This is a genomic window from Sphaerisporangium rubeum (assembly GCF_014207705.1).
Classification (GTDB): domain Bacteria; phylum Actinomycetota; class Actinomycetes; order Streptosporangiales; family Streptosporangiaceae; genus Sphaerisporangium; species Sphaerisporangium rubeum.
Map to the genome: position 1 here is coordinate 6,150,317 of NZ_JACHIU010000001.1, position 14,645 is coordinate 6,164,961.

1 protein-coding gene (cut by a window edge) is annotated in these 14,645 nt (G+C 71.4%); it reads right to left on the reverse strand.

Annotated elements, in window-relative coordinates:
• Positions 1 to 14,645, reverse strand: partial view of a non-ribosomal peptide synthase/polyketide synthase gene (locus BJ992_RS26165; protein WP_343072856.1) — the 3' portion only. 12,940 nt of this gene lie beyond the right edge of the window; the window shows 14,645 of its 27,585 coding nt (coding positions 12,941–27,585); the start codon falls outside the window, past its right edge — the gene reads right to left on this strand; its stop codon occupies positions 1 to 3.

A 14,645-nucleotide genomic window follows, 5' to 3' on the forward strand; every position in this document is an offset into this window, starting at 1 on the left:
TCAGTTGTTCTCGTCTGGCTTGGTGAGGCAGTGGGTGATCAGGGACTTGAGGGTTTCTATGTAGCGGGTGGCTATCCGGGTGATGGTCTCTGTGGTGTGGAGGGAGGTGCTGTGGTTCCACTCGAAGACCATGGTGCCTTCGCCGGATTGGGTGGCTTCGATCTGGAGGATGTGGGCTCTGGCCTGGTTGCCGGAGAGGGTGGGGCCGCAGAGGTCGCCGGGGAGTTCTTCGGCGAGGAGGCCTACGGTGTCGTCCTCTACGGCGTCGAAGCCGCCTAGGTAGTTGTAGCTGACCGATGGGACGGGGAGGGCTCGGAAGGCGGCCACCTCGGGGTCGGCGGGGTCCGTCAGGTGGCGGAGGGTGCCGTAGCCTACGCCGCGGTGGGGGACGGTGCGGAGGTGGTCGCGGACGGTGGGGATGAGGGTCGCGAGGTCGGGGGTGGCGGTCAGGGTGACGGGGTAGACGGAGGTGAACCAGCCGACGGTGCGGGTGAGGTCGAGGTCGCCTGCTATGTCTTCGCGGCCGTGGTTCTCCAGGTCGAGGGTCACCTTGTCGGAGTCGGTCCATTCGCCGAGGGTGTGCGCGAAGGCGGCGATGAGGAGTTCGGCGGTCTGGGTGCCGTAGGCGCGGTTGGCCCGGGTCAGGAGGGACGTGGTGGATTCGGCGTCGAGTTCGACTTCCACGACGTCGGTGGTGGCTTCGGTGTTGGTGCCGGTGGGGTCGTCGACCGGGAGGGTGAAGCCGGTGCCGAGCTGGTCGGTCCAGTACGGCAGTTCGGCCTTGACCTCGGGGGTCGCGGCGTACGAGGTGAGGGCTTCGGCCCAGCGCTGGAAGGACGTGGTCTTGGGGGCCAGTGCGCCTTCGGCGGTGCCGGTGGCGGTGATGGCCTGGTAGGCCAGGTCGAGGTCTTCCAGCAGGACGTTCCACGACACCATGTCCATGACCAGGTGGTGTGCGACGATGCCGAGCCAGGCGGGGGCCTCGCCGCGGTCGAAGTACACGGCCTGGACGACGGGGCCGCCGGCGAGGTCGAGTGAGGTCTGCGCGGCGGTCATGCGTTCGGTGACCAGTTCCTCGAGGCGTGCCTGGTCGAGGCCGGCGGCGTCGTACACCGCAAACACCGCGGCGTCCTCGTGCGGCGCGTTGTGCTGGTACCAGGTCCCGGTGCCGGGGTCCTGGGTGAAGCGCATGCGCAGCGCGTCGTGGTGCTCCAGCAGGGTGGCGAGGGTCGCCTCCATGGCGCGGGAGTCGGTGCCGGGGGTGAGTTCGAACAGGCCGGACCAGTTCCAGTGGTCGCGGTCGGCGATGTCGTGACCGGCCCACCAGTGCTGGATGGGGGTGAGGGGGACGGCGCCGGTGATCTGACCCTGGTCGGCTTCGACGGCGGTGGCGCCTTGTTCGACGACGGGGGCCAGTTCCCCGATGGTCTGGTGGGTGAACAGGTCGGCGACCTTGAGTTTCAGGCCGGCGGCCTTGGCCTTGGCGACGATCTGGAGACTCAGGATCGAGTCGCCGCCGAGTTCGAAGAAGTTGTCGGTGAGGCCGATGCGCTCCAGGCCGAGCACCTGGGCCCAGACTTCGGCGAGCGCCACTTCCACCTCGGTGACCGGGGGGACGTACTCGGCGGCCTGTTCCAGGGTCCAGTCGGGTTCGGGGAGCGCGCGGCGGTCGACCTTGCCGTTGGGGGTGACGGGGATGGCGGCGATCGGCATGATCAGCGCGGGGACCATGTACTCCGGCAGCTTGCGCCGCATGTACCCGAGGACGTCGCCTTCACCGTCGGCCTCTTCGTACACGACGTAGCCGACGAGGCGCTTGCCGGACGCGCCGTCCTCGCGGGCCACGACGACGGAGTCGCGGACGCGGGGGTGGCCGTTGAGCGCGGCCTCGACCTCGGCGAGCTCGATGCGGAAGCCGCGGATCTTGACCTGGTCGTCGACACGGCCGAGGAACTCCAGCATGCCGTCGGCCCGCCAGCGGACCCGGTCGCCGGTGCGGTACAGCCGGTCGCCGGGGACGCCGGACACGACGTCGGCGACGAAGCGTTCGGCGGTGAGGTCGGGCCGGCCGACGTAGCCGCGGGCCACACCGGCGCCGCCGACGAACAGCTCACCGGCCACGCCGACGGGGACGACGTTCATCCATTCGTCGAGGACGTAGACCCGGCGGCCGGACAGGGGGCCGCCGATGGAGACGACGCCTTCGCCGTCCGGCAGACCGGCGTTGATGTCGTACATGGTGCAGGCGATGGTGGTCTCGGTCGGGCCGTACGCGTTGATGATCTTCAGGTCGGGGAGCAGGGACTTGACCTTGCGGCAGTGGGCCACCGACAGCGCGTCGCCGCCGCACAGCACCATCCGCAGGCCGGACAGCACCTCGGGGGCCGTCTCGGCGACCTGGTGGAACAGGCCGGACGTGACGACCGAGACGGTGACCTTGTTCTCCCACAGGATGCCGACCAGGTCGAGGCGGGCCATCTGGTCCGCGGACGCGATGGCCAGCGTGGCGCCGTTCGCCAGTGCACCCCAGATCTCGAACGTCGACGCGTCGAACGAGATCGGCACGATGTGCGACAGCACGTCGTCGGGTTCGACCACCACGATCGGGTCGCGGCAGATCCGTGCCACGGCCTCGTGGGTGACCTCGACTCCCTTCGGCAGGCCGGAGGAGCCGGAGGTGTACATGGCGTACAGCAGGTCGTCGGGCTCGGCGAACCACCGGCTGGTCGCGGCGTCCTCGTCGCCGTCCCGCACGTCGTCCAGGACGTGGACGCGGCGTACGGCGTCGGTGAGCGCCTCGGGCCAGCCGACGTTGGTGATGACGGTGCCGATGCCGGAGTTGCCGACCATGTACGACAGGCGGGAGTCCGGCTGCGACGGGTCGAGCGGCACGTACACCGCGCCGGCCTTGGTGACACCCATCATGGCGACGATGTACTCGATGCCGCGCTCGAAGTGCAGGCCGACCTTGTCCAGCGCGGCCACGCCGGTGCGGCGCAGCATGCCGGCCACGGCGGCGGCGCGGCGGTCCAGTTCGGCGTAGGTGATCTCCTCGCCGGCGGACCGCACGGCCACCTTGTCCGGGTACAGGCGGACCTGTTCCTGGAACATCTCCGGCAGCGTGGCGCGCGGCACCTTCGCGGTCGCGGTCTCGTTCCAGGCCACCAGCATCCGCCGCTGTTCCTCCTTCGACTGCAGCGGCACGTCCCGTACGAGGATCTCGGGGTTGTCGGCGACGACGGTGAGGACCCGCAGGTACTGGTCGAACAGCCGCACGATGGTCGCCTTGTCGAACGCCGAGGTGGAGAACTCGACGGCGAACGCGAGCTGCTCCTCCATGTCGACGGAGAACATCAGCGGGTAGCGGCCCTGCTCGAACATCAGCAGCGCGTCGAAGCCCTCGGCGTCGGCGGCCGACATGTCCTGCTGGCCCTCGATCTCCGAGCCCTCGACCGGGAGGTTCTGGAACGCGAGGATGCTGTCGAACAGCGACGCGCCACGCGGGATCGGCGAGTACCGCTGGATGTCGAGCAGCGGGCTGTACTCGAACCGCTGCACCGCGAGCTGGTTGTCCTGCAGCCGCCGCAGCCACTCGATGAACGGCACGTCGGCCGGGACGGTGGCCCGCAGCGGCAGCGTGTTGATGAACAGGCCGACGATGGACTCCATGCCGGACAGCTCGGCGGGCCGGCCGGAGACCGTGAGGCCGAACATGACGTCCGGTTCTCCGCTGTAGCGGGACAGCAGCAGGGCCCAGCCGGCCTGGACGACGGTGCCGACGGTGACGCGGGCCCGCCGGGCCAGGCGTTCCAGCGCGGCGGTCGTCTCGGCGGACAGGTCCACGATGTGGTAGTCCGTCCCCCAGTGCTCGGCGACCTGCCGGTCCACCGGCAGCGGCGTCGGCGCCTCGAACCCGGCGAGGTACTCACGCCAGAACCGTTCGGCCTCGGCCGGGTCGCGGTCGCGCAGCCAGGCGATGAAGTCCCGGTACGGCCGCACCGCAGGCAGGCCCGCCGGTTCGCCTTGGCGCAGCGCCTCGTAGGCCTGCGACACCTCGTCCATGACGATGGACACGCTCCAGCCGTCCATGACGACGTGGTGGAACGTCCACACCATCCAGTACCGCTCGCCGCCGAGGTCCATGACGTACACGCGCATCAGCGGCGCGGTGGTGACGTCGAAGCCGCGGTCGCGGTCGGCGCGCAGCAGGTCCTCAAGGCGCCGCTGATGCACGTCGGTGTCGGTGGTGTCGCTCCAGTCGAGCAGTTCGAACGGCACCGGCATCGGCGGGTGGACGACCTGGAGCGGTTCGGCGACACCTTCCCAGACGAAGCGCGTGCGCAGCACAGCGTGCCGTTCGACCACGGTGTCCCACGCACGGCGCATCGCGTCGGCGTCCATGCGGACCCCGCTGTACTCGCGCAGTTCCTGGGCCCAGTACACGCCGGAGGCGTCCTCGGGTGCCTCCAAGGTGTGGAACAGCATGCCTTGCTGCACCGGGGTCAGCGGGTACATGTCGGCGATCGGCGGCGAACCGGCGGCGACCGTGTCCAGCTCGGCCTGGGTGAGACCGGCCAGCGGGAAGTCCGACGGGGTGTAACCGCCGGCGCCTGGCGTCAGGCAGTGCTCGACGAGGCGTCGCACGGCCTCGGCGTACTGGTCGGCGAGGCGCTGGACGGTGCCGGCGTTGTGCCGGTGACCGGAGTAGTGCCAGTCGAGCGCGACGCCGCCGGCGGTCTCCACGACCTCCACGTGCAGGACGTGGGTGCGGCGGCGGCCTTCCGCGGCGTCCGGGCCGGCGAGCGTGCCGGGGAGGACGCGGGCCACGATGCCGGACGGCTCGTGCGCGGCGGCGCGGCTGAACAGGACCTGGCGGTCACCGGTGACGATCCGCCACGGGGTGGCGGCGCGCATTTGCTCCTTCACGGACTTCAGCACGGCGGCGGGGTCGCCGGTCGACGCGCGCACCGGGAAGGCCGTGGGGAACCAGCCGGTCGTGCGGGACAGGTCGATGCCGTCCACTGCGGCGTCCCTGCCGTCACCGGCGACGTCCACGGTGACGCCGGAGGTGCCGGTCCACGCGCCGAGCGTCTGCACCAGCGCGGCCACGAGCAGGTCGTCGTCCCGCGTCCGGTACGCCTGGTGGGCCTCGGCGCGCAGCGCGGCCACGGTCCCGGCGTCCAGCCACACGCGCACCGTGCGGGAGGAGCCCTCGGTGTCGTCACCGGTGGAGTCCACCGGGACGGCGAAGCCGGTGCTGACCTGGTCAGGACCCTGCGGCTCCGGCAGGCCCCGCAGGTGCTCCGACCACTGCCTGACCGAGGTGGTCTTGGCAGGCAGCGCGCCTTCGGCGGTGCCGACGGCCAGGATCCCCTGGTAGGCGCGGTCGAGGTCCTGGAGCAGCAGGCCCCATGAGGTCGCGTCCGCCACCAGACGGTGCGCGACGACGCCGAGCCACGCGGGCTGGTCGCCACGGTCGAAGCAGGCGACCCGCAGCAGCGGGCCCTCGGTCAGGCTGAGGGACCGCTGGAGGCCCGTCATGGTGCCGGTGACAAGTTCTTCCAGAGCGGCCTGGTCCAGGCCGGTGGCGTCCACCAAGGTGAACGGCACGGGCTCGGCGTCGGCGTTGGACTGGGTCCACTCGCCGAGCGCGGTGTCGTAGGCCAGCCGCAGCCGCAGGCCGTCGTGGTGCGCGACCACCGCCTCCAGCGCTCGGCCCACGATGCGCGGGTCGGTGCCGGGGGTCAGTTCCAGGACGCCGGAACGGTTCCAGTGGTCGCGGCCGGTGCTCTCCTGTGCGGTGAACCACCGTGCGGCCGGGGTGAGCGGGACCGGACCGGTGACGCTGCCCTGCTCGGCCAGTACGGCGGCCGGCGCGTCGCGGACGGCGGCGGCCAGCTCGCCGATGGTCTGGTGCGCGAAGACGTCGGCGACCTCCAGTTGGAGGCCGGCGGCGCGTGCGCGGGCCACGATCTGGAGACTCAGGATCGAGTCGCCGCCGAGCTCGAAGAAGTTGTCGAGCGCGCCGACCCGTTCCACGCCGAGCACCTCGGACCAGATGCCGGCCAGGGTGCGCTCGGCCTCGGTGCGCGGCGGCACGTACTCGACGATGGCGCCGACGAGCGCCGCGTCGGGCTCGGGGAGAGCGCGCCGGTCGATCTTGCCGTTCGAGGTCAGGGAGAAGGACTCCACGATCATGAAGACGGCGGGGACCATGTACTCCGGCAGCCTGCCGCGCACGAAGCTGCGCAGGTCGGCGACCTCAAGCTGCGTGCCGGGCCTCGGGACGGTGTAGCCGATGAGGCGTTTGCCGAGGGTGCCTTCGTCGCGGGCCACGACGACGGCCTGCGCGACATTGGGGTGTTCGGCCAGGACGTTCTCGATCTCGCCGGGTTCGATGCGGAAGCCGCGGATCTTGACCTGGTCGTCGGTACGGCCGAGGTACTCCAGCGTGCCGTCGGCGCGCCACCTGGCCCGGTCACCGGTGCGGTACAGCCGCTCACCGGGCCGGCCGCTGACATGGTCGGCCACGAAACGCGTCGAGGTCAGACCCGCACGGCCCAGATAGCCGCGGGCCAGGCCCGCGCCGGCGACGTACATCTCGCCGGGAACGCCGATCGGCGCCGGACGCAGACACTCGTCCAGGACATACACCGCCAGGTCCTCGATCGGCACACCGATCGGCGAACCACGCCAGGCACCATCCACCACCGCCTCATCCACAACCAGGTAGGACACGTGGACGGTGGTCTCGGTGATGCCGTACATGTTGATCAACGACACGTCGGGGTGCCGCTCACGCCAGCCGGACAGGCGGGCCACCTCCAGGGCCTCGCCGCCGAACACGACGTACCGCAGCGCCAGGTCGGGGATGTCGGCCTGGTCGGCGTCGGCCGCGGTGAGCTGGTAGAACGCCGACGGCGTCTGGTTCAGGACCGTGACCCGCTCATCGGCCAGCAACTGAAGCATGGCCGACGGGGACCGCGAGGTGTCGAAGGAGACGACGACGACCTTGCCACCCCACAGCAGCGCACCCCACAGTTCCCAGACCGAGAAGTCGAACGCGGCCGAGTGGAACATCGTCCACACATCGTCCGCACCGAACGAGAACCACTTCTGCGTCGAGGTCAGCAGCCGGATCACGTTCGCGTGCTCGATCATCACCCCCTTGGGACGACCGGTGGAACCGGAGGTGTAGATCACATACGCCACGTCCCGGCCACCGACCACCACCTCAGGCGCCTGCGCCGGATAGGAAGCCGACTCCGCAAGCAGATCCTCGGTGACCGTCGCGACCGGAGCAGCGTCCTCCAGCATGAACGCCACCCGATCCGCCGGATAGTCCGGCGGAATCGGCAGATACCCGGCACCGGACTTGACCACGCCGAGCAGCGCCACCACCAGATCGACCGTACGAGGAAGCGTCACCGCCACGAGACGACCCGGCTCCGCGCCACGCGCGACCAGCAGGTGCGCCAGCCGGTTGGCCCGCGCGTCCAGCTCCGCGTACGTCAGCGACCCACCGTCCCCGCCGACCGCCACCGCGTCCGGCCGCTCACGGACCCGCCGCGCGAACACCGACACGATCGACTCGTCCGACCGAGCAGGCTCGGCCACCGGCGCGGTGAGCGTGGCCCGCTCCCCCGGTTCGAGCACGTCGATGCCGGCCGGCCGCACGGCCGGGTCGGCCGCGACCTCGCCGAGCACCCGCGAAAGGTGCACCAGCACCCGTTCCACGGTCGCCGCGTCCAGCACGGAAGTGGAGAACGCGATCTCCACCCCGAGCCGGTCCTCCAGGTCCACCATCACCGTCATCGGGTAGTGCCCCTGCTCGACGTTCTCGACCGGCGCGAGCAGCCCGCCTTCCTCACCGGCGGGGTCGGTGCCTTCGTCGAACGCCTCCTCGGGGTAGTTGCCGAAGACGAGGATGCTGTCGAACAGCGCGGTGCCGCGCGGCACGGCGCTGTACCGCTGCACGTCCACCAGCGGCGTGAACTCGTACCGCCGCAGCCCCACCTGGTTGTCCTGCAGGTGCCGCAGCCACTCGATGAACGGCACGTCGTCCGGCACGTCCACGCGCATGGGAAGCGTGTTGATGAACAGGCCGACGATGGACTCCATGCCGGTCAGCTCGGCGGGACGACCCGACACGGTGAGGCCGAACGTGACATCCCGGTCGCCGCTGTAGCGCGACAGCAGCAGGGCCCACGCGGCCTGCACCACGGTGCCGAGGGTGACCCGCGCGCGGCGGGACACGTCCACGAGCGCGGCGGTCACCTCAGGCGTCAGGTCGATCTTGCGGCGGTCCTGGGCCCAGTGTTCCCCGGCCTGCCGGTCCAGCGGCAGCGCCGTCGGCGCCTCGAACCCGGCGAGGTACTCACGCCAGTACCGCTCGACTTCTCCTGCGTCGCGGCCCTGGAGCCACGCGATGAAGTCCCGGTACGGCCGCACGGCCGCCAGTTCGGCCCGCTCGCCGCGCCGCAGCGCCTCGTACACCAGCGACAGCTCGTCCATGACGATGGGGAGGCTCCACCCGTCACAGATCCCCTGGTACAGCGACCAGATCAGCCAGTACCGGCCGTCGCCTCTGTCGACCAGGTAGACCCGCATGAGCGGCGGCCGTGCGAGGTCGAACCCGCGGTCGCGGTCCACCTGGAGCAGCCGCTCCAGCCGGGCCTGCCGTGCCGCGTCGTCGTGGTCCAGGCCGGACCAGTCGAGGTGTTCGAACGGCGCACGCAGCCCTTCGTGCACGACCTGTACCGGTTCGGCGACCCCCTGCCACACGAACCCGGTGCGCAGCGCGTCGTGCCGTTCGACCACGACGTCCCAGGCCTGGCGCATGACCTCGGGGTCCACCCGGTGGCCGCCGAGCTCGTAGACACCTTGGGCCCAGTACACCCCGGCGCCGTCGGCGGGGGCTTCGATGACGTGGAACAGCATGCCCTGCTGGACGGGGGCCAGCGGGTAGACGTCCTGGATGCGCGCCACGGGGAGACCGGCGGCGAGCAGGTCCACCGACGCCTGGTCGAGCCTGGCGAGCGGGAAGTCCGACGGGGTGTTCCCGCCGGCCTGCGGGGACAGGCAGTGCGCGGCCAGTTCGCGCAGCGCCTGCAGGTAGCCCTGCGCGACCCGCTCGACGGTCGCGGTGTCGTGCAGGTTGGCGCTGTAGTACCACTCGAAGACCATGCGGCCCTCGGCGGACTGCGACACCTCGATCTGCAGGACGTGCGACCGGGTCTGCTCGTCCCCTTCTGTCGGTCCGGCCAGGTCAGCCGGCAGCTCGCGGGCCAGCAGGCCCACCGAGTCGTCGCCTGCGACGTCGGCGCCGCCGGTGTAGTTGAACAGGACCTGAGGGCCGGGGAGGTTCCGCAGCCGCCGCAGCGCCGCGTCGCCGTCCTCGGTCAGGTGCCGCAGCGCGCCGTAGCCGACACCCCGCCTTGGGATGCCGCGCAACTGCTCCTTGACCGACTTCAGCACCCCGGCCGGGTCGTTCAGATCGGTCCCGGACAGCGCGACGGGGAAGATCGAGGTGAACCAGCCGACGGTACGCGACAGGTCCACCCCGTCGGTGATCGCCTCACGACCGTGGCTTTCGAGGTCGATGGTGACGGCGTTCGTCCCGGCCCAGCGGCCGAGCGCCTGCAGCAGACCCGCGAGCAGCACGTCGTTGATCTGCGTCCGGTAGGCCCGGTGCACCCGGGTCAGCAGCGCGGACGTGGTCTCGGCGTCCAGCTCGACCTGGACCGTACGGCCCGAGGACTCGCAGTTGACGCCGGCGCCGTCCACCGGGACCTGGAAGCCGGAGTCGAGCTGGTCGAGCCAGTAGTCCAGCTCGCCGCGCACGCTCCCGGACGCCGCGAAGATCTGGAGCTGCTCGGCCCACTGCCGGAACGACGTGGTCTTCGGCGCGAGCGCGCCGTCCGGTGTGCCGCCGCGGGCCAGCACCTCGTACATCTGGTGCAGGTCCTCGAGCAGGATGTTCCACGCCACCCCGTCCATCACCAGGTGGTGGACGGTGACGCCGAGCCAGGACGGCGCGTCGCCTCGGTCGAAGTACGCGACCCGCAGCAGCGGCCCCTCGGCGAGGCTCAGCGACCGCTGCAGCACGGTCATGTGGTCGGTGACCAGCGCCTCCAGGCGTCCCGCTGTGGCGTCGACCACCGTGAAGATCTCGGCGGGTTCGTCGGCGGCGTTGGACTGCGTCCAGGTGTCGGCGTCGTAGGCGAACCGGATGCGCAGCGCGTCGTGGTGCGCCACCAGGGCCTTCACGGCGCGGGACAGCACGGCCGGGTCGACACCGGGGGCCAGCTCGAACACGCCGGACCAGTTCCAGTGGTCGCGGTCGGCGATGTCCTGCTGGGTGAACCAGTGCTGGATCGGGGTGAGCGGCACCGGCCCTTCGACGGTCCCCTGCTCGGCGAGCGTCACGGCCGGAGCTCGGCGTACGGCGCCGGCCAGCGCGCCGATGCTCTGGTGCGCGAAGACGTCGGCCACGTCGAGCTGGAGACCGGCGGCGCGCGCACGCGCCACGATCTGCAGGCTCAGGATCGAGTCGCCGCCGAGCTCGAAGAAGTTGTCCTGCACACCGACGCGCTCCACGCCGAGGACCTGCGACCAGATCCCGGCGAGGACCAGCTCGGCCTCGGTGCGCGGCGGCACGTACTCGACGCCTGCCACGATCGTGGCGACGTCCGGTTCCGGCAGCGCGCGGCGGTCCACCTTGCCGTTGGCGGTGAGGGGGAACGTGTCCATCGTCATGAGGACGGCGGGGACCATGTACTCCGGCAGGCGGGCCCGCAGGAACGCGCGCAGCTCGGCGGTGTCGGCGGTCGCGCCGGGCTCGGGGACGACGTAGCCGACCAGGCGCTTGCCGTTGGGGCCGTCGTCGCGCGCCACGACCGCCGCGTCCTGCACGGACGCGTGCTCGGCCAGCACGTTCTCGATCTCCCCGGGCTCCACCCGATAGCCACGGATCTTGACCTGCTCGTCGGTACGGCCGAGGAACTCCAGCATCCCATCGGCCCGCCAGCGGACCCGGTCACCGGTGCGGTACAACCGCTCCCCCGGGATGCCGCTCAGGTGGTCGGCGACGAACCGCTCGGAGGTCAGACCGGCGCGGCCGACGTACCCGCGTGCCACACCGACACCGCCGATCAGCAGCTCACCGGCCACCCCGGCGGGGACGAGCTTGAGCCACGGATCGACCACGTAGACCCGGACGCCGGCCAGCGGCCGGCCGATCGGCACCATGAGACCGGTGGTGTCCAGGGTCTCCGCCACCAGCGGCATCAGCAGCGAGTCGATCGCCGCCTCGGTGACGCCGTACACGTTGGCGGGGACGGCCTCCGGCGCGACGTCGGCGACGGCGCTCACCAGGGCCTCGTACCGCCAGATGTCGGTCCCGGAGATCACCAGCCGCAGCTTGTCGAGCCCGCCGCTCTCGCGGCAGTACCCGGCGAGCTCACGCAGCAGCGTGCCAGGAACGATCTCCGCGATCTCCACGGAATGCGTGGCGAGCACGTCGTGCAGCTCGGCGACCGACACGAAGTCGCTCTGCGGCGTGAACACCACGGCCTTGCCGAAGCACACGGCCCGCACGATGTCACCGACGGACACGTCGAACCCGGCGCCGGCCATCGACAGCATCGACCCGGCGCCGCCGAGCCGCTCGAACCTCTCCCCCCATCCGGCGACGTACCCGGCGAGGCCCCGGTGCGTGACCCCGACCCCCTTCGGCCGGCCGGTGGACCCGGAGGTGAAGCACACGTACGCCAGCCCGTCCGGCGAGACCTCGGCCGGAACGAAGTCCGCCGCCTCGACCCGCTCGGCCAGCAGCACGGTCCCGTCGAACGCCGGCACCCCGCCGGCCAGCTCACCGGAGGTGACGAGCACTCGGGCCCCGCACTCCTCCAGCATGAATCCGAGCCGGTCCGCCGGCTGGCCGAGGTTCAGCGGCACGTACACGCCACCGGCCCGGAGCACCGCCATGAACGCCACCACGAGGTCGACGCCACGGCCGAGCAGCACCCCGACCGGCACCTCGGCCGTCACTCCGGCCGACCGCAGCGACGAGGCGAGCGCGCCGGCACGTGAGTCCAGCTCGGCGAACGTGAGCCGCGCCTCCCCGCACACCACGGCGACCGCGTCCGGCGTGCGCCGGGCCCAGTCCCGCACCAGCTCGTGCGCCGGCACCAGCGCGTCGTCGGCGACGGGAAGAGACCGGGACCACTCGGCGACCAGCACGTCCCGCTCACCAGGCAGCACGACGTCGATGTCGCGCACCAGGACGGAGGGGTCGTCGGCCACGGTGCCGAGCACCTGCGCGAACCGGTCGAGCAGCCGGTCGACGGTCTCGCCGTCGAACGCGGCGGTGGAGAACTCGACCTCCATCTCCAGCCGGGCCCGCAGGTCCACCGCGAACGTCAGCGGGTAGTTCCCCTGCTCGAACGACTCGATCGACGCGAACGCGTCCCCGTCGGCGTCCCCGGTCTCCTGCGCGTTGTCGGAGACCGCCTCCTCGGGGTAGTTGCCGAACACCATGATGCTCTCGAACAGCGACGACCCGCGCGGCACCGAGGAGTAGCGCTGGATGTCCACCAGCGGCGTGTACTCGTACCGCTGCAGCTCGACCTGGTTGTCCTGGAGCCGCTGCAACCACTCCTCGAACGGCACGTCCCCCGGCACGTCCATGCGCATCGGCAGCGTGTTGATGAACAGGCCGACGATCGACTCCATGCCGGCCAGCTCGGCCGGACGGCCCGACACGGTGAGCCCGAACATCACGTCCGCCTCGCCGCTGAACCGCGACAGCATCAGCCCCCACGCCGCCTGCACGACCGTGCCGAGGGTGACGCGAGCGCGGCGCGACAGCTCGACCAGCCGGGACGTCACGTCGACCGGCAGCTCGACCCGCCGCTTGTCCTGGGCCCAGTGCGACGAGGCCCGCCGGTCCACCGGCAGCGGCGTCGGCGCCTCGAACCCGGCGAGGTAGCGGCGCCAGAACTCCTCGGCCTCGCCGGGCCGCCGGTCCTGGAGCCACTCGATGAAGTCCCGGTACGGCCGCACGGCCGGCAGGCCGGCCGGCTCACCGGAGCGCAGCGCCTCGTACGCGAGGAAGACCTCGTCCATGACGACCGGCAGACTCCACCCGTCGCAGATCCCCTGGTAGAGGGCCCAGATCATCCAGTACCGCTGGTCGCCCCGGTCGATCAGGTAGACCCGCATGAGCGGCGGCCGTGCCAGGTCGAAGCCACGCTCGCGGTCCTGCCGCAGCAGGTCGTCCAGCAGGGCCTGCCGCTCGGCGTCACCGGTCGTCGCCGACCAGTCGAGGACCTCGAACGGCACCCCGACGCCGTCGTGCACGACCTGCACCGGCTCCGGCACCCCCTGCCAGACGAAGCCGGTGCGCAGCGCGTCGTGCCGGTCGAGCACGGTGTTCCACGCCTGCCGCAGCACGGCCGGGTCCACCAGGTGTCCGGCGAGTTCGTACAGGCCCTGGGCCCAGTACACGCCGGTGCTGTCGCCTTGCAGCACGTGGAACAGCATGCCTTGCTGCACGGGGGCCAGCGGGTACACGTCGCCGATCCGCACGACCTGGCCGGTGAGCGCGTTCTCGTCCGGGGTGCCGGCCGTCAGCATGTCCACGGCGGCCTGGTCGAGCGTGGCGAGCGGGAAGTCCGACGGGGTGTGGCCGCCGGCCTCCGGCGACAGGCAGTGCTCGACCAGTTCGCGCAGCGCGTCGGCGTAGTCCCGCGCGACGCGTTCGACGGTCGCGGCGTCGTGCAGGTTGACGCTGTAGTACCACTCGAACGCCATGCGGCCCTCGGCGGTCTGGAACGCCTCGATCTGCAGCGCGTGCGACCGGGACTGCTCCTCGCCTTCGGTGGGTCCGCACAGGTCAGCCGGCAGCTCGCGGGTCAGCAGGCCGACGGAGTCGTCCCCGGCGACGTCGGCGCCGCCGGTGTAGTTGAACAGCACACGCGGGCCCGGCAGGTCACGCAGCCGCCGCAGCGACGCGTCGGCGTCGGTGAGGTAGCGCAGCGCGCCGTAGCCGACGCCGCGGCGCGGGGTGCGGCGCAGTTGCTCCTTGACGGACTTCAGCAGGCCGCCGAGGTCGTCGAGGTCGTCGCCGGACAGCGCGACGGGGAAGATCGAGGTGAACCAGCCGACGGTCCGCGACAGGTCCACCCCTTCGGTGATCGCCTCACGGCCGTGGCTCTCCAGGTCCACGGCCACCGCGTCCGCGCCGGCCCATCGGCCGAGCGCGCGCAGCAGGCCGGCGAGCAGCACGTCGTTGATCTGCGTGCGGTACGCCTTGTGGACCCGCGTGAGCAGCGCGGACGTGGTCTCGGCGTCCAGCTCGACCCGGATCGTGCGGCCCGACTCCTCGCTGTTGACGCCGTCGCCGTCCAGAGGGATGTCGGCCGCGGACTCCAGCTGCTCCAGCCAGTACCCGGCCTCGGCCCGCACACCGGGGGACGCGGCGAAGGTCCGCAGTTCCTCGGCCCACTGCCGGAACGACGTGGTCTTCGGCCCGAGCGCGTCCTGCGGCCGGCCGCCGCGGGCCAGCACCTCGTACACCCGGTGCAGGTCCTCCAGCAGGATGTTCCACGACACGCCGTCCATCACCAGGTGGTGCGCGGTGA